Source organism: Tunturiibacter psychrotolerans (genome assembly GCF_051013365.1).
Classification (GTDB): Bacteria; Acidobacteriota; Terriglobia; order Terriglobales; family Acidobacteriaceae; genus Edaphobacter; species Edaphobacter psychrotolerans_A.
Genome location: NZ_CP132941.1, coordinates 3,345,301 through 3,365,499 on the forward strand (window position 1 = coordinate 3,345,301; position 20,199 = coordinate 3,365,499).

Below are 20,199 nucleotides of genomic sequence, written 5' to 3' on the forward strand. Positions count from 1 at the left end.
TGGTTACAGAGATCCGACCCACACACTTCGGTTCAGCCGAGAAGTCTGACCGCGCGTGTCGCTGCCATCCTTGGGCTTTCTCTCGCCTTGCCGGTTGCTCGACTACCCTTAAGCAGACGCTTACATCCCGAGCCTTTACCTTCGCCGGCGAACGCCGGGCATGACGGCCATTCAACGGTAGCCGTTCGACTGACCCGGGACAGCCGCTGACGTATGCGTGGAACTGTTACGTAGGTCGATCGTGCGATCCCGAAGTCAGACCATACCTATGCTGGCACCGATGTGTATCGCAGGGTAACTTTGCAGCAAACTTTGGTGTGCTGCGGTTCGCGGCTGGAACGACGGCAATTGCGTCGCCAACTATCATCCACTGAATTTCTCGCCTGAGCTCCGATGGGCCCGCACAACGGCTATCCGCTCGAAACTTTGCTTATCTTCGCCTCTTTGATTGAATAACCGCCGAGTTTGACATTCTTCTTAGAAAGCCCAAAAAAACATGGAATAAATCTGTCTCATCTCCGTTTAGGAAGTATGTGAAGCCAGACTTCAGTCGGAGGCTCCGCCGTGCGTTTTGGCGACATTCTTGATCTCCCATCGTGCTTCTCACACCATGCCCCTGCAACCGCAGATACCTCCCGCATCTCGAGCCTCCGGCCATCGGCTGCGCCTGACTCTGCAATGATCCAGAAAGCTGCAGAGCATGGTCGTCGTTGGGACAACCCCAAGTCCGGTTCCGCTCCGTGGACCATAGACCGTAACCCCAATCAGGTTGAGGCATACCGACACCATGTTCTCTGAAACCAATCGGGGAGACACCTTTGAACAACTTGCGCTCCCGCTCTTTCCGTCGCTCTACAACCACGCCTTCTGGTTGACCCACGATCAAGCCGAGGCCGAAGATCTGGTGCAAGAGACCTTCTCAAAGGCCCTCGGGGCCTTCGATTCATTCCAACCAGGTACCAACTTCAAGGCCTGGACCATCCGCATCCTTCGCAACACCTTCCTCACCACACGCACCGGTATAGCCGCCTCCCGCACCGTTTTCCTCGAAGACCATCCAGAAAAACTCGACACCCCCGGCGGGTCCACTCCGGAAGACAATCTCATCCGTCTCGACAACCTGGCCGCTCTCCACATCGCCCTCGAGCAGCTTGCCCCACAACTCCGCGAAGTTCTGCTCCTCTGCGAGGTTGATGAGATTAAGTACAAAGACATCGCCCTCATCCTTGACGTCCCCATAGGCACTGTTATGTCGCGCCTCTCGCGCGCCCGCAGTACCCTCCGCCAACTTTTGCAGCCGCAGCTCGGGGAATCCCTATGAATGAAAAGCCTCAAATCACCGAACATCTCAACTCGTACACACTCAACGCCTTCATCGACGGCGAACTCTCACCCGCCGAACGCCAAGGAGCGGAGCAGCACATAACCACTTGCCACGCTTGCACTCTGCGTGTCCTCTCCGCAACGCAACTCAAAGCCGCTACCGCACGTGCTGGCCAACGCTTCGCTCCGCCCCCGGAGCGCTTGGCCGCCTTGCCGCACAACTCCGTTCTCAAGCGCAGTTGCAGACAAATCCTCTGACCCAAACAAACCCGCAGCGGCAAACGAAAACGCCCGCTCGAATCTACTTCATCCGTCCCGCAGCTTGGGCAGCCCTCGCCGCAGCCATCCTGCTGACCATCTCACTCCTTAGTTGGCGTCAGCTTCATCAAACCAATACCCTTGAGGCCGAACTCCTCGACCAGCACCTCGCCACCCTCTCCAGTGCAGCCACTCCACAGGTCATCTCTTCCGACCGTCACACGGTCAAACCCTGGTTCCAGGGCCGCCTGCCCTTCAGCTTCAATCTTCCCGACACCGCGGTCCTACCATCAGATACGATTCTCAAAGGCGCGGACCTCACTTACCTCAACGGCCAGCCCGCGGCTCTGCTCCTCTTTACCATCCACAAACACGAGGTCTCCATCTTCCTCATACAACGATCGACCAACTCAACCCTCTCCACTCTGTCGAGCACCCGCGCAGGCTTCACCATCCACACCGCCTCCACACCAGATCTCCGCATCGTCGCCGTCAGTGATGTCAACCCAGCCGACCTCGACAACCTCTTAGCGGTTCTAGTTCAAATACAAAAACCCGCGTAATTGCCTCAACAGCAGATCCGGTACCTCAAGGTCGCTTCGAGTACCGTGGCACCATATGGGACTACGATGAAGTCGCATCTCAGGACTGGCGATCGTCCCGTTAGCCCAATCAAGAAGCTTCTACCCTGGGAGCTGGCCGCCTCACTCGAGACCTGGTCTTCACGGGATGATTAGAGACACCAAAAAGGCGTCCACCCAAAACAAGCGGACACCTGGTGCCCCCTAACTCACAGTCAAATGGGGGTTACAAAATCATGCTCGGCGACGTTGCCGGAGTTTCCGACTTCGAGGCTCTGTGACCGTTTAGTTCACAGTGACAGCAACGGTCGTGGACGCGGTCAGGGCGCGGCTGGAACCAGTCACGGTGACCATGTAGCTCCCAACAGTCGTGCCGGGATCGGCTGGCGTCGGAACAGGATTGGTTGGCGTCGTGACTGGATTGGTTGGTGTCGTGACAGGATTGGCTGCCTTCTGTGCTCCGCCGCATCCCATGACTATTGCAGCGAACGCACCGAGCAGCAACAGACTAACCAGGGTCTTTGTTCGGCGACTGCGTAAGGGCAATCCGAAGAACAGGAACGCCGCAAGTGCGTTGCCTCCACCAAGCGCCAACAGCCGGTTGCGCTGTTTGCGGAAAGCCGTCGCTGCCTGGCCAGTCGCGTTGGACGGACTACTCGCTGCCGTGGTGTTGACAGTGAGCGTCGCCGATACAGCTGCTATTGAGGTGATGGCCGGCGGCGCAGCGACGGAGCAGGTAGGCAGATCGACCGCAGTTGCCGGACCGGTTACGGTACAGGAGAGCGCCACCGGGGCCGAAAAACCACCGCTGGGCGTGATCGTGATCGTCGAAGTCCCGCTGGCGCCAGGGGTGGCGATGCTGACGGGTGTATTGGTTAGCGTAAAGCTTTGAGCGGGAGCAATCACCGTTACGGCGACTGTGGTGGTGGCCATGGCAACTCCGCTCGAATCGACTGCATTCACCCCCTGCTGGTATTGCCCAGGGGTTGTTCCTGGTTGTGTCTGGATACTGACCGTCGTAGTCGCCGGGGCGTTCCCCGAGATAGTCACCGGCGGGATGGATAAGCAGGTGGGCAAGTCGATTGCGCCGCCCTGAAACCCTTCGCCGCCGCAATCCAGGGTCACCGTTCCGGAAAAGCCGTTCGTGGGGGTAATCGTGAGAGTCGAAGTCCCGGTGGCGCCAGCCACGACGGAAACTGAAGTACTACTTAGCGTGAAGCCCGGCGACACCACAGTTAGCGACACATCGGCGGAGGTACTGCCGCCATAGTTGACATCGCCAGAATAGATCGCTTTGACGAGATGTGCGCCTACGCCTACGGGGGAAATATTGTTTACCGTTGCAATTGCGAGCGCAGTCTCCGCTAAAAGCGCAGTTGCCGAGTTATCTTGTGAATTTGCCACGACAAGATCTTCCTTGCCGTCTCCATTGAAGTCTGCTGAGGCGACTGACGTTGAGCCGGTGTCCGCCGCGGGGCCGGCGGCAGCCGTAAACGTTCCATCGCCGTTGCCCAACAGAATCGTCACGTTGCTGCTGCCGGCGTTGGCCACCGCCAGGTCAGGAATGCCGTCTCCGTTGAAATCCCCGAACGCAAGCGAATTGGGCGCCATACCCGTTGCCGGACTCGCGGCAGCCGTAAAGGTCCCATCGCCGTTGCCCAGCAGAATCGTCACATTGTTGCTGCCGGAGTTTGCCACGGCTAAATCTAGCTTGCCATCTCCGTTGAAGTCTGCCGTCGCAATCGATGAGGGGCTGTCGCCCGTTGCCGGGATTGCTGACACCGCAGTAAGACCGCCCTCATGATTCAGGAAGACGTTCACGCCATTCGCGCCGGAGTTTGTCACCGCCAAGTCCGGTTGGCCATCTCCATTGAAGTCGCCCACGGCTACCGATTGGGAGCCGGAGAAAGCTAAGGGAATGCCGGGAATGCCGGACGGCTGCACAAAAGTTCCGTCTCCGTTGCCGAACTGAATCAGGAGTAAGTTGCATGGCTGGTCATCGACGCTGGCGCAGGTCTCGACTACATCCAGATTGCCGTCTCCGTTGAAGTCCCCAACAGCAATGGAATTGGACGTGCTCGTACCGTTGGCGATGCCAAAACTCCCCTTCGCGATGGTGAAGGTCCCGTCCCCTTTTCCCAAAAGCACTTCACTATTGCCCTCATCCAAGACAGGCGCCACGGCCAGATCGGGAATGCCATCTCCGTTGAAATCTCCCACCGCAATAGCGCCCGGCAATTCAGACGAAGGATAGGGCGCTGCTGTGAATGTGCCGTCACCGTTGCCCAGGAGCACGGAGATGGTGTCGTTTCCGAGTATGACGAGGTCCGGGATTCCGTCGCCATTGAAGTCGGCGGTCAAGACAGTGTTACTACCGCTGTTCGATGAGGAGACAGCCAAAAGGGAGGAACCCGCGAAGCCCGCGCCCGGTTCACTCGTCAACGCCGCCGTCCCCAGCACTGCGTTCCCGTTGCTTGCATCCACAAACGACACCATGCCCGTCGGCAAAGTATTTCCGTTGCCCGGCACTGTCGCCGTTAATGAGTAGATGTTCGGAACCCCGCTGGCTTCGAGGTACGTCGTTGTGGCCAGTTGCCCCGTTCCCTGCGACGCCGTCACTGTGAGCGACGATGCGGTCGAAGCACTGGGCCCGAGGCCGGCCGGCTCGGCAAGAACCGCCTTATAGCTGTGACTCCCAACCCCAGGACGGAATTTCAGCGTCGCCGTACCGTTGGCGGTCAACTGCGCCGTGCCCAACAGATGGATGTCGGTGCAGAACTTGGCCGTCGCATCGCAGAAGTTGACTTGGCCCGGCGTAACCGGCGTGCCGCCGGCCATAACGGTTGCCGTCAGAGTGACCACAGTACCAGATGCAACTGTCGCCACTGCGTTTCCACCGGAGGTGACGGACAGTGTTGTTATCGTGGAGCTGGGCGCTGCCCACGCAGGCAGCAGTCCAACACCCTGGCCGAAAGAGACTACCGCAATGAAACACCACAATGGGCGCAAGAGGCCCAGCAACTCCCCGCCTCCAATCAACGTTCGCTGAAAACGCATGAATGATCTCTCCATCAAGAACCAGACAGATGTCAATGCACTCGTTAACTAAGTCTGCGTAGATTTATTCCAGGCATTCCTGTTGATTTTCAGGAATGTGCCCAAGAATTCGTGGAAGCACGGTTGATTGTGATCCACGGCGACAAGGTCATCGACCAACTCCCACCGAGGAGCTTGGAGGCACGGTGGCAGCGTAACATTCTGCAAGCGACAAAACAGCAGGATTACTGTCCAGGCTGCCAGGCCTCGCCGATGACGGGCTGAGCGACGGAGGTCCAAGAAAGGCTCTACTTTGAGTCTCTCTTGTTCTCGTTTCAGCGATGTACCTTGGCGCGGACATTGGATTCGGCATTTCTCCGGCTTATGGTATTTGCTGTTCTCCTCGGGGCCGCCTTTGGCGCACTTCCAATAACTCTCGCAACATGGATGTTCTATGCAACACCCGATATCCAGAGGCAGGCCAGGTTTTGCTGGTTGTCGTCTTTCAGCTTGCTATTGCCGTTGGTAGCGCCCTGGGTGGGGTGGTAGTAAGGCAAGGAAGTATTGCGGTTACTTGCGTTGTCGCAGCAGATACATCAGTACTACTAAAGACGAATCCCTTCGGACCAAGAAGAAACGACGTGCAGACTGTCCCGGTGAGTGATAAATCGCCAAGTCACTCACCGAAACATTTCGGACAGAGGAAAGCCAGCAGTCGCGTAGACTGCTGGCTTCTTTTTTCACGAACTCAGTGGATGGATTCCCGGGCGCTGAGAAACGAGCAAGTTGGATGCCCTATTGCGTGTGGCTTCCTTCATTAGCTTCCTGGCGCTCATCGATTGGTCTGGGATTCGTACGCCCGCTGTCTGGGCGGGAGTCTTTGGATTTCAAATCGGCGTCGCGGGAACGTTCTGACGGTGATGTGACCAGGTGTGCTTTATGAGCGTTCGAAAGATGATTTCTTACATCCGATCCTTTGTTTAACATAGCTGCTCCAGTGTTTCCGCTGCGTACTTGGAGGGTGCTCGTCAAGCGTGAATGAAGTGACTGCTCAAGGCGAGATGCGAAGAAACTCGCTAATCTTCATAGGATACGCTTTGTGACTGAGGTTCTGGTTTGATTTCAGCGCAGACAGCTATCGAATGAACTTAATGTCGTAGACTCATTTGCTCGCTGCTTGGTAGCAGAACTGGACACCAATCACGGTGAGCCAAAGAGAAAGCGCGAGCCGAAGATTGCGATTAGGAATTTTCGGAGCAGCACTGGTACCGACGATGCCTCCTACAATGCCGCCGATAGCAAGGCGTAGTAGGAGCGGCCCAGCATAGTGGCCGCCAATGATATGAACGCCGGTTCCGACCACCGCGATTGCGAGGCCGAAAGCGAGGTCGGTCCCAATGACCCGCGTTGCGCTGAGGTCGGTCATGCCGAGCAGAGCCACCGTGCCTAGCGCGCCCGCGCCGGAAGAGGAGAACCCAACCTCGGCACCGATGGGAAACATGATGGCTCCGATAAGCCGGGAGCGGTCTTTGACCGGACGCGCAATTCCCGCAGACTTGAAGTGGCGAAAAATATGCCATCCAGATGTGAAAAGAATGATGGCGCCCAGAGTGAAGTAAAGGACTGACCGTGGGCCGTGAATCGCAATGTGCTTGAACGCGATGGAGCCGATAATGACGCCTGGCAATCCGCCGATCAACATGAATCCGAGGACACGGTAATCAATCTGGCGGCGTAGTACTTGGACCGGAACGACAATTAACTTCACGATCGCCGAGTACGCCAGCGCTGTACTGACTGCTATCTCGACAGGCACATGTAGAAAGAGGATGAGCAGTGGAGCGGTGATGACACCCGCTCCCACGCCAGTTAACGCGATGACCACCGCGATCAGAAACCCGATGACGAAGTCCATGAAGCCTGCCTTTCGATAGCTACGGCTGAAGATGAATGCCGCACTCCTGCTTCTGGCCGCCCCACCGGCCTGAACGGGGATCATTGGGGTCGGTGGGAAGGCTGGTGCAGGGTTCACAGCCGATGCTCGTGTAGCCCTTGTCATAGAGATCAATCAGCGGAATCTCATGGCGGCCTGCGTAAGCCCAGACATCCTTTGCGGTCCACTCGGTCAACGGACTGATCTTACGAATGGTCTTGCCGCTGGGGAGCGTGAAGTTATCTACCTCACGCAGCGAGGCGCGGCTTTTTGCCTGCTCACGACGTAGGCCGGTAAACCACAACGCATAGCTTTCCAATGCACCGAAGAGTGGCTTGACCTTGCGGATGCCGCAACAGCGACCAGCGTCTGTCTGATTGAGGATGCCAAATTGCGACTCCTGCTCTGCCACGGTGATCTCCGGTAGTACGTTGATCAGGTTCAGCTTCCACTCACGCGCCAGACGGTCTCGATACTCGTAGATCTCGGCAAAGTGATAGCCGGTGTCGAGAAAGACCACAGGCAGATCTGGCACAAGCTGTCGTGCTATGTGCAGTACAACCATGTCCTCGGCCTGAAAGCTATTTGTGAGGACGAGGTCGCGCGGATGCTTGGCGATCTCCTCTCTGATCAGCGCTTGTGCGGTGGCGATCCTGTCTTCTGTCGATGCATACGGCAACTCATTCGCCATTAAACTCTCCCTCTGGAGGTTGGTAGGTCTCTGGCTCAATAGGGCGGATGCCCGCAGAGGCAAGAGTCTCTAGCACATCAACCGGCAAAACCTCTTCAAGGAGGACCACCAGATCCAGCGATAACAAGCTGTGGAGCATCACTACATCGTGGATGCGAGTTCTCACCACTTGCGCGCCTGCTGCTATCAGCCGCTCTTCCACATCGCGCGAAATTACTTTACCGTGCGGATCGAGAAGCAATACCCCGCGCGGCCGCGGTCTGGATAACTCGCCTGAAAGGCAGCTTCGAATCATCCCCGCGGCCAACGTGGCGTTGGACTGCGGATCGATCAGGATGAAGCTGCCCGACGCGCGGTTTTCGGTGTAAGCATCGAAGAAGATCGGAATCGTCAATTCGACCTCAACAACGCCGACGTCATTCATGGCAAGTGTGCTCACCGCCTCCTCAGCCAGCGTGTGCACATTGGTGCGCTGCACAACGCGCGTGATGCGAGCACTGCGCGTAGACGTACCGTGCTTCAACAGGTATGGCCGATGTGTCTCCAGTGGTTGGTTGTCGAACCATACGAGCGAAGCTTTCAGTGAGGTCGCTTGTTGCGGAGCGCGCTGTGGCTCCGACAGAAGATCGCCGCGGCTGATGTCGAGCTCATCTTCGAGGGTTAGCGCGATAGAGAGCGGGGCACGGGCTTCTTCGAGATCGCCATCGAAGGTGGTGATGGAGGCAACGCGGCTACTGCGGCCTGAGGGCAGCACGGTGATAAGGTCGCCCTTGCGTATGGTGCCTGCAGAGATCTGCCCAGCGAAGCCTCGGTAATTTTGGTCGGGGCGGATAACGCGTTGGACGGGCATACGGAAGGGCTGTGTCGCAATATCGGTCTCTACAGGTACGGACTCGAGATGCTCAAGCAGCGTGGGCCCTTCATACCAAGACATCCGCGTGGAGCGGTCGACGACGTTGTCGCCTTCAAGCGCGCTGACTGGAATAGTTAGGAGGTCGCTGCCTCCAACCTGTTCGACCAGTATCTGCAACTCGGCTGTGATCTTGTGGTAGACATCTTCCGAGAACTCAACAAGATCCATCTTATTGATCGCCGCAACCAGGTACCTTGTGCCGAGCAGCGAAGCAATGTATGCATGGCGGCGCGATTGCGTGAGGATGCCTTTGCGCGCGTCGATCAGAATGATGGCGAGGTCTGCCGTGGAGGCGCCGGTCGCCATGTTGCGCGTGTACTGCTCGTGGCCAGGAGTGTCCGCGATGATGAACTTGCGCCGCTGCGTGGAGAAGTATCGGTATGCCACATCGATCGTGATGCCTTGTTCGCGCTCTGCGCGAAGTCCGTCGGTGAGCAACGCAAAGTCGATCGTCGGTTTCTGCAGGCTCACCTGCTTGCCGGTGACTGCGCGTACTTGGTCTTCATAGACGTTGCGCGAGTCATACAAAAGCCGCCCAATCAGCGTCGACTTTCCATCGTCCACACTGCCTGCAGTACTGAAGCGCAGCAGATCCTTCGCTGCCTCCGCCGCTAGGAACTCTTCGATAGCAAAGCCGGTGTCTTCGATCTGCGGGATAACCTCCTGCGCAGTCATCTAGAAATATCCCTCGCGTTTCTTGATCTCCATCGATCCATCCGTATCGTGGTCGATGACCCGATTCGCACGCTCTGACGATCGGAACGACACCAGCTCGGCGATGATCTTTGGAATGGTATCGGCGTTTGAGCGAATCGCTCCCGTACACGGGCTGCAGCCGAGTGAGCGTAGACGAGACCGTACCCATTGTTCTTCGCCAGGCAGGCTGTCGAAGAAGCTCTGCTCGACCGGGATCAGGCTGTCGCCGCGCACGATCATGCGCCGCTCCTTAGCGAAGTACAGTGGCACTACTGGTATCGCTTCTAGGAGGATGTAATGCCAGATGTCGAGCTCGGTCCAATTAGACAGCGGAAAGACTCGGATGCTCTCACCCGGTGAGATGCGAGCGTTGTAGAGGTTCCACACCTCTGGACGTTGGTTCTTGGGATCCCACTGTCCGGCACGATCTCGGAATGAGAATATCCGCTCCTTAGCTCGTGACTTTTCTTCGTCGCGACGAGCCCCGCCGAAGGCCGCATCGAAACCATAGTGGCTCAGGCCGTCAAGCAAAGCTGTCGTTTTAAGCAATCCGCAGCAGCGTTGCGTGCCCAGTGCGACGGGGTTGGCTCCGTCAGCTAGCGCTTGCTCGTTACGCCAGACACGCAGGTCGAGGCCAAGCTCGCGTGCGATCGAGTCGCGAAACGCAATCATCTCGTGGAACTTGTAGCCAGTATCCACATGGAGAAGGGGAAACGGGATCGGCCCTGGAAAGAATGCTTTCTGCGCCAACCGCAGCATGACCGCAGAATCTTTACCGATGGAGTACAGCATCACTGGCTTCTGAAACTCGGCGGCAACTTCGCGGAAGATGTGAATGCTCTCGGCCTCGAGCAGCTTAAGATGACTCAAGCCAGTCGCGGGGGTGAGCGTTTCAACCCGCTGCGTTGGTGTCGCCGGGTATGCGGGATGGATAGGGGCAAGCATGTCAGGAAGATGCCTTAGAAAGATTGTTTGAGCTGAAAAGAGAAACCCACATCACCGGAACGGTGCGTGGGCCTTTGCGTCAAAGAGTTTTGCGATGTTTAGAAGTCTATCGACAACACTCACGCCCACGGAGACACGCCAAACCGCAACAAGCATTGCGGCGGATACAACAGGCAGTCAGGATCTCGTAAGCGATCATTGTCTTAGCCTGGACGACCGCGGGTTATTTGTCAAGGCATACGCCCCCACCTACTTGACACGAATTTCCCCTACCGCTACCTTCATGTCAGTGATGACGCTCTCCGCTCATACCGCCTGTTGTCTCTGTCGCATCTGTTGCGACATGACAGCCTGTGCGTCGTGAGAGCTCTCCCGTAAACCTTCTACCCTGATCGAAAGATCGAGCGAAGTAATAACTGGATAGTCCTAAGACCACGCAAAGGCACACTGCTTGCGTGGTTTTTGACGTTTAAACTCCGACGAAACATGCTTATCGAACACAATCCGCGAAGCCTCGGCACGATGACCCCAACAGCCATTCGCTGTTGTTGACGTCTGTCGGTCGCACTGCACTCTTCCCTCGCACTTAAGTATCTCGCTCCAGCATCGAGCTGTCTGCTCTGCTTCTCCGGAGGAACACCTTGTCTCGACTGTCTAATGCGCTTCTATCCTCAGTTCTTGTGCTGTCCTCAATCGCGATCAATGCCCAAGTCGTCGGCGGCTCTATCGGCGGTATCGTCACCGACCCCTCCGGCGCAAATGTTAGTGGCGCTCAGGTCGTCATCCACAACACTGACACTGGCGCAGAGCGCGCACTAACGACCGGCACGGACGGCCGCTACATCGCACCCTCGCTGCCTGCCGGCCTCTACAATGTGCTCATCAAGGCGAAGGGCTTCGGCCCTCAGCAGCGCTCAGGCGTTGCGCTCACGGTAGGCCAGGTGAACGAGGTTGATGTAGCGTTCTCGGTCGGAACGGTGACACAAACTGTGGACGTGGAAGATGCGCCACGCGCGGTCAACATCTCGACGCAGCAGACATCCGGCTTGGTCGACTCGCGTCAAGTGAAGGAGCTCCCGCTCAACGGCCGCAGCTACGACCAACTCCTTACGCTCAATCCGGGTACTGTGAACTACACGAACCAGCGCTCCGGTGGCGTGGGCACATCGAACTCTTCGGTCGGCAGCATGTTCTCCGTATCCGGTCGGCGCCCCCAGGACAATCTCTTTCTTCTCAACGGGGTCGAATACACCGGGGCCTCTCTCATCAACACCACCCCTGGCGGTACGTCGGGACAACTCCTTGGCATCGACGGAATACGCGAGTTCAACGTCGTCAGCGACACCTACTCCGCCGAGTACGGCAAGCGCGATGGCGCACAAATCTCGATCGTCACCAGCGGCGGGACGAACCGACTCCACGGTTCGATCTTCGAGTTCGCACGCAACAGCTTCTTCGACGCCAGAAATTATTTCGATGGAAACCGCATTCCAGAATTCCAGCGTAACAACTTCGGTGCCGCGCTTGGCGGTCCGATTCGAAAAGACAAGCTTTTTCTCTTCGCAAACTACGAAGGCTACCGGCAGAACCTTGGTGAATCCATTGTCGCGCTGGTACCGGATTCAGCCTCGCGTGCCAAGGCTGTTGCGAGCGTCAAACCACTGCTAAACCTGTGGCCTGTTGCAAATGGCCCAGAGATCACCACTAACGGAGTCGCCAGCGGTATCGCCACATACATCGGTACGGCACCGCAACACATTCGCGAGGACTTCGGCACCACTCGCTTGGACTACACCATGAACCAGAAGGACAACGTCTCCGCCATCTACACGGTCGATGATTCCTACGCCACTTCGCCCAATTCAAATCCATACTCTTATGTGGATGAGAATTTGCGTGAGCAAGTGCTTAGCGCACAGGAGCAGCATGTTTTCACACGGGGAGTAAACGTCGCCAGGGTCGGATTCTCGCGCTCCACCTTCTATTTCTACGGCTATGTCCCCCCTGAAGTGCAGGCGCTCACACCGAGTGTGCGCACAGGAGTGCCTACCTATGCGGTTGTCATCGCCGGCTCCACGGCCTCTAACGGGGCTTCCTCCATCACAGGTGCAGGAGCAAACGTTGGCTCCAACAACGCGATCACACGCAACCTCTACACCTTTGATGATCACGCGTATTACACAATCGGCAAACACACTATTCAGGGCGGCGTCTGGCTACAGCGCCTGCAGTCCAACGACAACCTCGCGCAAGACCAGTACGGACAGGCCTCCTTCGCCTCGCTCAGCACATTCCTTGCGGGCTCGATCAAAACCTTTACCTATGCGCCCCATACGACAGAACTCGGTTGGCGGACGCTTTTCGTCAACGGCTTTCTGGAAGATACCTGGCGCATTTCGCCACGCTTCGAAGCCCGCATCGGCTTACGTAGCGAGTCTTCGACCGGCTGGAGTGAGTCGCAGTCCCGAGCTAGCGTCTACACATTCGTGAACAATGTGATAAGCACCAATCCCACCAGCGGCCTTTCCAATGCACTTACCAACAACCGGGCGCTCTTCCTGCCGGAGCCGCGCGTCGGATTCGCATGGAATATCTTTGGCGATGGCCGAACCAGTATTACGGGCGGTGCGGGTTTTCATCACTCTCTGCTCGACGCGTTGGACTATCGTCTCGATCAGGCCGCGCCCTACAACACCGTCTACTCTTACAGCAGCACAACGGTTGCCAAACCGACCAGCGGCACCGGGCTTGTCTCTCCTTCTACCGTCGACACGGGAATATCGACGCCTGCGCTCCTTGCTTACGACCTAAAGATCGAGCAACAATTAGCCCCGACCACGTCGATCTCCATCGGTTATCTAGGCTCACATAGTTATCACCAGATCCTCAATGGAGACCTGAACGCGCCTGCCTATGTTGTGCTTCCCAACGGTCGCATCTTTTATCCAGCCTCTGGGACACCTGCCTCACCGGCAGCTCCAATCAAGGCGAACCCAGCTGTAGCCAACACCACTTCCTGGTGGTCAGGAGGTTCCGGCAACTACAACGCGCTGGTCGTGGATGTGCGTCATAACCTCGCCCATGGCCTTCAAATCCGTGGGAATTACACCTGGGCGAAAAACCTCGACGACGGTTCGGCGTGGAACACTTCGGTCTCCTCAAACACGCCAGCATTTGTCGCTGTCCCTGCGCTCCCGCATCTGGACTACGGTCCAGCCGCCACGGACATCCGGAACGCCGTGGCCATCAATGCGACCTATGAACTTCCTTTTGGTACTGGAAAAGCCTACTTTAACAACTCCGGTGCGCTCACTCGACGTGCTGTCTCAGGTTGGTCCGTCGCCTCCATCGCAAACATCCTCAGCGGTTTTCCCTTTTCACCCCAGCTCGGGTACAACCCAACCGGTTCGGGCGATACGCGCAATCCCGTGCGGCCCGACATAAACCCGAACTTTAGCGGCCCACTCTACACCCACGGAACCACAGCTCAGCGCGCAGCACTATATTTCAACCCCAATGCTTTCTCCGCACCGGCCGCGGGGTTCGTCGGTGACGTTCGTCGCGACTCGCTGACTGGTCCCGGCTTTGCCGACTGGGACTTCTCCCTGTTGAAGTCCACTCAGATCAAGGAAGGCACGCAGCTTCAGTTCCGCGCGGAGTTCTTCAACATTCTCAATCACACCAACCTTCAGCTGCCCAACGCAGTTGTTTACTCCGCCGGACCCACCCAAGGCACTATTGCCAATCAAAACGCTGCTGCCACCTTTGGCTCTCCGGGAGTCATCTCTGCAACAGCCAACACTAGCCGGCAGATTCAACTGGGAGCGAAGATCCTATTTTGATCGCATATTGATGCCGAATTCTCGACAGAATCTTCCCAATCGTCATGTTTAATTCCCTGATGCCCGAGAATTAATTCCCTGTTTTATACAGTCCGCTATGAGAGCCGAGGTGAGTAAGTCGCTGCTACTCAAGAGAATATAGGCGCGTGGCACAGGAACTTGAGCAGAAGTCCTAGAAAGATCCCTGTATTTATCCCTGTTAACGGGAATTCGGCCGGAGAGCGGTTCGCTTCAGACTGCGTCCACCGCCACCTACCCTTTAGGACATGTCGACTACGTTAGGTGTCGCATGGTTGCAGATGTCCTGCCGCAGAGATTGGTCCCCAGCGAAATCCTCAGCCCCGCTCGCGTGAAAATTATCCTCGAATCGACAGCGGGGAACTTCCCGATTTGCTCGAGAGCATCGAGGTCTGTCCTAACCAGACATCGATCGGAAAAGACCCAGAGCCTCGGTGGTCGAGCGACCTGGTCGTCAAACTTTGTACCCGGAAATGTTTTGAGTTCCCGAATGGCTTGGCCGGAAGTTGACGAAACCAGCTTCCGCAAAGGGAAATCCTCCCGTTGAATTGGGAGGACTAATCGTGGACTAACCCGATATAGCGTCAAGCTTGATCTTGAGTTGCTAAAGCCTGTTCAGCCTGTAGCCAATCCTGCTCATGAGATCCGTGCTGCCTTCCACGCTGCTCAAAAAACTGATGAGCCAGCGAAGAGATCTCTTCGTGACTTGGTTCACGCTTCAATTTTGACGACGGTTTTTCGCTTTTTGATTTTGCAGCCGCGGCCTTCGGGGCTGCGTCTTTGGTCCGGATCGCCGTAGCCGAAGGAGATTGCTCCTTGAGGTCCGCTGTCTTCTTGTTCGCTGTCTTCTTCGGCTTTTTTTCGGTCGTAGTAGGTGCACTCATGATCTTCTCCTGATTGGTAGTTGCCTCCGACGTGCATGGGCCACCTCTAGGATAGAAGATGATGAGACATTCTTGCATCCAACTAGCAGCAGATTTGAGGAGAGCCTAGCAATGGAAAATACGATGGCGTCTCAGTCTGCTGTAGCGAACCCGTCCGCAGCGTCTAAACGTCTCTTGCCTTGGCTCGTGGCAGTAGCGTTTTTCATGGAGTCCTTAGATACAACCATCCTGAACACCGCAGTCCCGGCGATCTCCGCGGCCCTTGGCGTGGCTCCGCTCAGCATGAAAGCGGTGCTGGCCAGCTATACCCTAAGCCTCGCTGTATTTATCCCAATCAGTGGGTGGATGGCTGATCGGTTCGGGACCCGCCGCGTTTTCGCATCGGCAATCGGTCTTTTCACTTTGGGCTCTCTTCTCTGTGGCCTGTCCGGCAACATTCATCTGCTGGTTGCTTGTCGCATCCTGCAGGGTTGCGGCGGCGCAATGATGGTCCCTGTCGGTAGGCTTACCCTCGTGCGAACTTTTGCCAAAGCGGACCTCTTGCGTACGATGAGTTTCGTCTCTATCCCGGCTCTGGTTGCTCCCATGCTCGGACCTATTGCAGGAGGTCTAATCGTTGGCTATCTTCACTGGCGATTCATCTTCTTTCTCAATATCCCGATTGGCATTGCTGGCCTTATCCTCGTTTACATTCATTTGCCAGACTATCGTGAAGAGCAATCTCATCCGCTCGACGTAGTTGGACTTATTCTGTTTGGCTCTGGGGTCGCGTTACTCTCCTACGTTCTGGAGATCTTCGGGGAGCACACGCTGAGCGCCCCAGACATATCAGGACTATTGGCGCTATCAGTAATCCTGCTTGGAGGCTACTGGTTCCATGCCAAAAGCCTTGCGTTTCCTCTGTTACAGCTGAAGCTATTTACGATCCGTACTTTCAGAGCCGCGGTGAGCGGCAGTTTCTTCACGCGTCTCGGAATTGGCGGGGTACCGTTCCTTCTGCCTCTGCTTTATCAGGTGGGGCTCGGATTTACTCCGATCGAATCCGGGCTGCTCGTCATGCCTCAAGCGATAGCTGCCATGACTATGAAGACGATTATGCCGGGGCTTTTGAGACGAGTCGGATATCGCGGAGTATTGATCTCGAACACTCTAGTTCTCGGACTTCTGCTCATGGCGTTTGCCACGATAGGTCTCCGAACGCCCGTCTGGGTGATTATCCTGCAGGCCTTCTTTTACGGCGCCTTTACATCGCTGCAGTACACAAGCATGAATACACTCGTTTATGCGGATATCTCAGAGCAGAACACTAGCAGCGCCAGTTCTATAGCTAGCACTATGCAACAGATGTCAATCAGCTTTGGTGTTGCTGCCGCAGGGTTGGCGACCGCATTCTTTGTCCCCGGCACGCACAGCAACCGAACAGAGATGATCGAAGGCATTCATAAAGCGCTCATCTCTCTTGGAATATTGACGATTGTTTCGACGATCGTGTTTCACAGCCTGAAGACCGGAGATGGCGACGATGTCAGTCAGCACAAAGTCCTTCACCCCGGCGGGTAATGATGGCAGTTGGTAAGGATGATGACTGTAGCCGTGCGGACGGTTTGAACGAGGCTCCCATCCGAGCACGAAAGTGTTATGTCCAGCCGAGGATAGTCCCGATACTGTGAAAATCACCAGCCGTGCAGACGCCGGAATTGGACTCTAACTCAGGAAGGCAATAGTGATGATGGAAGCAAATGTAAATCGCACCTTGATAGGCAAGTCTCTAGTGATTAAGGGAGAGGTCACGGGCTTGGAGGCTATGCATATCGATGGTCGTGTCGAAGGTTCCGTTGAACTTCCCGGTCAGACGATTACTGTAGGACGAAGCGGCCAAACGTCAGCAATCCTGATAGCAAATGAAATTGTGGTGCTTGGACAAGTTCGCGGGAATTGTCAGGCAAGCGATCACCTCGACATCAGAAGTGAGGGATCAATGAGTGGGGATGCAATCGTATCGAGGATATCGATCGCGGATGGAGCGTTCATCAAGGGAAATATCGACGTCCGCCGCTCCTAAGACACCTCCCAGTCAGTGGGCAGAAGTGTCTTGCAGATGGTTGCATCAATTGTGATCTCGAGGCGGGCCAGTCGTCGGCTGAGGAGTTGTCGAGGGATCAGGTTTGGGCGCGGGTGCAGCTTCAGATGAAGGTGGGGTTGTTTTGTCCTGAACCGCGGGTGCCTCAGATGGTACCGCAGCCTGAGAGGGGGATGGTGTAGAGGACGTTGGTTTCTGTACAGGTGTGGGGAGCGTGACGGTAGCGACCGAGTTTGGATCATCGCGTAGTTTGAGGTAAAGCGTTGCTCCGTCAGCCGGCGTTGGAACGGCGAGATTACTTTCCGCGAAGCCAGTGGGTACGTCGGTAGGTTTGGCAAAATCTTTTGCCGCGTCAAAGGACTGCACAAGGAACAAATTACTGCCGTCGACAGTGCAGGTTGGGGCGTCTGCAGTGGTGCAGTGGATCGCCGTGATCTGCGGCGCGCGGACAAGAACGCCAAGAGGCGTCCAGTTCCCGGGCGTACCGTCTTCCGCAACCGGACGCATCTGTAATTTGCCAAATGCTGATTGACCGAACGCTTTCAAGGGCTCCAGCGTAGCAACGGCCGTATGATCGTCCTGTAGCACGAGGTTATTCGTTGCAAGGGAGAGCGTAGCGTGTACCGAGCCGTCGACGGTAGCGACTTCAATGGTCTGTGTGCGTGGAAAAGTTCCATTGGTTTGCACTACGAAGATGAGCTTGCCCTCGAGCAGGATGTCATCCTTGTTGCCAAAATTGACAGGCAACGTGCCATCCTTCGGAGTAGGCGCGGCCTTGAATGAAATCAGTTTCAACTCCGGACGCGCGGCTGCGGTCGATATCTTGACCGACATCGTGCGGCCGTCTTTCAGCTTCGCTTTAGCTTCGGAACCATCGCTGGGAGAGACGCCAGAGTCAGCCTGAAGATGCATCGTGTTGTCGTCGTTACCTTCGCCGCCTGGAGTGAAGATCTGTTTATCGATCTCGACCGAGACGACATCCTTAAGCCCTCGGCCAGTGAGTACCGCGGTCTTGTCGCCACGGTGGATTTTGATGGCATCGAGGTGAATACCTGCGGTGTATGCCGTAAGCGGAACGGTATCTCTATCCGAGTCGCCGTACTGTTTGATAGCAAGCGAATAACCGCCGGGTTGAACAGTTTTCAGCGAGACGTCCAGAGCTAGCGTGTCTTTCGCATCGTTGCCTGCGGCAGGCTTGAAGGAGACGTCTACATCTTTCGCCTTATCGCTTGCCAGAGCAATGTGCTCGACGCACGCGCTGCCGTCAGCTTTAACCGTCAGGTGATTGTCCTGTCCGGCGAGCAACTGGGCGTTGTCGACTATCTTCCAATCTTTGCCTTTAATCTGCTGGAGTGTGATTGTTGGCCCTTCAAAGGAATCGAAACCCCAATAGCCGCGGATCGTTCCCGTGATGGTCAAATCGGTCGTCCCGCCGATCTTTGTGTCAGGCTTTGCCGATAGCGCCTTATCGTCTCCAATTTTTGCGTCGTGCAGCGGATCACTTTTCTCCTCTTTAGCCACGACAAGTCCACCTTCGAACGCGTCGGGAGCCAATGGCAGATCCGTAGACGCCCCGGTCCGGTTGAGGTGCAGAACGAGACCGTGCGCGAAGCTACTCGAGAAAACCAGAGGCGCGCCTTCCAGAGGGATCGTCATCTTCGGTTGCAGTAAACACGCGACTTGGTTGGGATCATGAGGACGAAGCGGCGGCAGCTTGGCCTTTTGAATGGCGGGCAAGCCAATGACTATAACCGATTCGGGTTTGTGAAAAGAAGGCGGCGCGTTGAGCCTCAGACTGAGCGCGGATCCCTGCGGAAAGCTCAGGCCCGGGATGTACTGATACTGCGCCGTGCGTAGCATGCCGACAAGGTGAACAAGATCAACGACTGCGCCGACGTACGCAGAATATAGGCCCGCACCAACTGGCTGTGTATAGGAAGCAGCATTGATAAAGTCAGAGGAAGGCCCAGTGGAGATCGCTTCGGCGATGCTTTGCCCATGCCCATCATCCAGCAGCACAGGAGCACTAGACTGGGTGAGGCAAATAACCTGTTGATCGACGGGCTGCTTGAAGCAGTCGGCGTTCGGTTTGAGCGCGAGCGTAGTTGCTAACTTCGCCGAGTGGTCCTGAATAGCCTTCTGATCGTCCTGCGGCAGGTTCTTCATTGCTGAGAGGTAGCGTTCGATGCGCTGCTGCTCAAAGGATGCTTCATTTAGATCGGCATCAGCGCGTATGAACAACCCCGGCTTACCTTTGACAGCGGAGCGAAGCGTCTTAAAATCCCCCCCAGTTTCAGGAGCCACAAACAGAAGGGCTTCCTCCGCCTCATTAGGAACAGTGACGGTCGTCCCCTCCACTGTTTTCTTGTTCCAGGTATCGATCTCGGTGAACCAATCATCGGGAGGCTCATTCGTCGTGCCACGAAGAAAGGCAACGATCAGTATCAGGTGATTAGACTGGCTCGCCGGTAGGTCCGCTTTGATCCATATCCTGTCGCCCGGCTGAAGGTTGGGAACCTGAGCAATGGGGAGAGTCGAACTCCCTCGCGTAACGCGAATGTCAATCGTAGGACCGGCCAGGTCGAAGCGTGCCTTATCGTCCGCTCGAAGAGCTGCTGCAAAGAAAATAACAACGAGGCATGCAGCGACTTTCAAAATGTTCATGTATCTGTCTGATGCGAAGGAGCCAAGGCCGGGTTGCGGTAGCCATGAACCAAAGACGACTGAAGGGTCCTATAGCCCGCCTTCAGGGCCGCCAGCATTTCAAGTGCCATACTTGTCAACCTACTCCGAGTTCAACGGCCAATTGATTGCATGTTGGCAGCCAACCCTTGAACGGTTAGAGTCGGTCGATGGTGGCGAAGCCTACTCTGCACGCTGAGCCACTGAAAGGAACAGTAACCGAAGATAGCCTAAGCAATGAACGATTGATCCACTCTGTTGATGGTCATGCTCTGTGCGAGATATCTAACTCGCAAACCATCTCTTACTTATGAGTC

13 protein-coding genes are annotated in these 20,199 nt (G+C 56.2%); 6 read left to right on the plus strand and 7 right to left on the minus strand.

The annotated features are described in order from the left end of the window. Positions 1–787 precede the first annotated feature (787 nt). The 3 genes from RBB76_RS13900 to RBB76_RS13910 are packed head-to-tail and all read left to right on the plus strand — an operon-like array spanning position 788 to position 2,144. On the plus strand, positions 788–1,321 hold the full coding sequence (locus RBB76_RS13900; protein ID WP_429634457.1) for an RNA polymerase sigma factor: 534 nt from the start codon (positions 788–790) through the stop codon (positions 1,319–1,321). Further along, a complete protein-coding gene (locus tag RBB76_RS13905; RefSeq protein ID WP_433963429.1) occupies positions 1,318–1,581 on the plus strand; it encodes an anti-sigma factor family protein in 264 nt (87 codons plus the stop codon). The genes RBB76_RS13900 and RBB76_RS13905 overlap by 4 nt, the downstream gene beginning before the upstream one ends. Further along, positions 1,563–2,144, plus strand: coding sequence for an anti-sigma factor (locus tag RBB76_RS13910; RefSeq protein ID WP_433963430.1), 582 nt, complete (start codon positions 1,563–1,565; stop codon positions 2,142–2,144). Before RBB76_RS13905 ends, RBB76_RS13910 begins: the two co-directional genes overlap by 19 nt. A gap of 303 nt (positions 2,145–2,447) precedes the next feature. On the opposite strand, the gene RBB76_RS13915 is transcribed toward RBB76_RS13910, so the two are convergent. From RBB76_RS13915 to cysD, 5 genes are all read right to left on the minus strand, one after another. After that, the gene (locus RBB76_RS13915) at positions 2,448–5,219 is read right to left on the minus strand and encodes an FG-GAP-like repeat-containing protein (RefSeq protein ID WP_429634459.1); all 2,772 of its coding nucleotides are present in this window, start codon (positions 5,217–5,219) and stop codon (positions 2,448–2,450) included. Between the two features lie 1,141 nt (positions 5,220–6,360). Further along, entirely contained in the window at positions 6,361–7,230 is an 870-nt protein-coding gene (locus tag RBB76_RS13920; RefSeq protein ID WP_429634460.1) for a sulfite exporter TauE/SafE family protein, read from the minus strand. Next, the gene (locus RBB76_RS13925; protein ID WP_429634461.1) at positions 7,133–7,822 is read right to left on the minus strand and encodes a phosphoadenylyl-sulfate reductase; all 690 of its coding nucleotides are present in this window, start codon (positions 7,820–7,822) and stop codon (positions 7,133–7,135) included. The genes RBB76_RS13920 and RBB76_RS13925 overlap by 98 nt, the downstream gene beginning before the upstream one ends. After that, positions 7,812–9,410 (minus strand): sulfate adenylyltransferase subunit CysN, encoded by a 1,599-nt coding sequence (cysN, locus tag RBB76_RS13930; RefSeq protein WP_429634462.1) that lies wholly within the window; start codon positions 9,408–9,410, stop codon positions 7,812–7,814. The genes RBB76_RS13925 and cysN overlap by 11 nt, the downstream gene beginning before the upstream one ends. Then, positions 9,411–10,376, minus strand: a complete 966-nt coding sequence (gene cysD, locus RBB76_RS13935; protein WP_429634463.1) for a sulfate adenylyltransferase subunit CysD — start codon at positions 10,374–10,376, stop codon at positions 9,411–9,413. It abuts the gene before it with no gap. A 641-nt stretch (positions 10,377–11,017) separates the two neighbouring features. Here cysD and RBB76_RS13940 point away from each other — a divergent pair. Further along, complete coding sequence (locus RBB76_RS13940) at positions 11,018–14,218, plus strand: carboxypeptidase regulatory-like domain-containing protein (protein ID WP_429634464.1); 3,201 nt, start codon at positions 11,018–11,020, stop codon at positions 14,216–14,218. A 602-nt stretch (positions 14,219–14,820) separates the two neighbouring features. Here the strand turns inward: RBB76_RS13940 and RBB76_RS13945 are convergent. Then, the gene (locus RBB76_RS13945; protein ID WP_429634465.1) at positions 14,821–15,120 is read right to left on the minus strand and encodes a DUF2934 domain-containing protein; all 300 of its coding nucleotides are present in this window, start codon (positions 15,118–15,120) and stop codon (positions 14,821–14,823) included. 111 nt (positions 15,121–15,231) lie between these two features. On the opposite strand from RBB76_RS13945, the gene RBB76_RS13950 reads away from it, so the two are divergent. Together RBB76_RS13950 and RBB76_RS13955 are read left to right on the plus strand one after the other, a co-directional pair. Beyond that, the gene (locus RBB76_RS13950) at positions 15,232–16,680 is read left to right on the plus strand and encodes a DHA2 family efflux MFS transporter permease subunit (protein WP_429634466.1); all 1,449 of its coding nucleotides are present in this window, start codon (positions 15,232–15,234) and stop codon (positions 16,678–16,680) included. Positions 16,681–16,846: 166 nt separating this feature from the next. After that, positions 16,847–17,182 carry a bactofilin family protein gene (locus RBB76_RS13955; RefSeq protein ID WP_429634467.1) on the plus strand — a complete coding sequence of 112 codons (336 nt, stop codon included), beginning with the start codon at positions 16,847–16,849 and terminating at the stop codon, positions 17,180–17,182. Between the two features lie 45 nt (positions 17,183–17,227). Here RBB76_RS13955 and RBB76_RS13960 read toward each other — a convergent pair whose 3' ends face one another. Further along, the gene (locus RBB76_RS13960; RefSeq protein ID WP_429634468.1) at positions 17,228–19,864 is read right to left on the minus strand and encodes a hypothetical protein; all 2,637 of its coding nucleotides are present in this window, start codon (positions 19,862–19,864) and stop codon (positions 17,228–17,230) included. Between the last annotated feature and the right edge of the window lie 335 nt (positions 19,865–20,199).

Bases quoted from the DNA above. Each gene is read 5' to 3' on its own strand.
- RBB76_RS13900 (WP_429634457.1), top strand. From the start codon at position 788: ATGTTCTCTGAAACCAATCGGGGAGACACCTTTGAACAACTTGCGCTC.
- RBB76_RS13905 (WP_433963429.1), top strand. From the start codon at position 1,318: ATGAATGAAAAGCCTCAAATCACCGAACATCTCAACTCGTACACACTC.
- RBB76_RS13915 (WP_429634459.1), bottom strand. From the start codon at position 5,219: ATGCGTTTTCAGCGAACGTTGATTGGAGGCGGGGAGTTGCTGGGCCTC.
- RBB76_RS13925 (WP_429634461.1), bottom strand. From the start codon at position 7,822: ATGGCGAATGAGTTGCCGTATGCATCGACAGAAGACAGGATCGCCACC.
- cysN (WP_429634462.1), bottom strand. From the start codon at position 9,410: ATGACTGCGCAGGAGGTTATCCCGCAGATCGAAGACACCGGCTTTGCT.
- cysD (WP_429634463.1), bottom strand. From the start codon at position 10,376: ATGCTTGCCCCTATCCATCCCGCATACCCGGCGACACCAACGCAGCGG.
- RBB76_RS13945 (WP_429634465.1), bottom strand. From the start codon at position 15,120: ATGAGTGCACCTACTACGACCGAAAAAAAGCCGAAGAAGACAGCGAAC.
- RBB76_RS13950 (WP_429634466.1), top strand. From the start codon at position 15,232: ATGGAAAATACGATGGCGTCTCAGTCTGCTGTAGCGAACCCGTCCGCA.
- RBB76_RS13955 (WP_429634467.1), top strand. From the start codon at position 16,847: ATGATGGAAGCAAATGTAAATCGCACCTTGATAGGCAAGTCTCTAGTG.
- RBB76_RS13960 (WP_429634468.1), bottom strand. From the start codon at position 19,864: ATGAACATTTTGAAAGTCGCTGCATGCCTCGTTGTTATTTTCTTTGCA.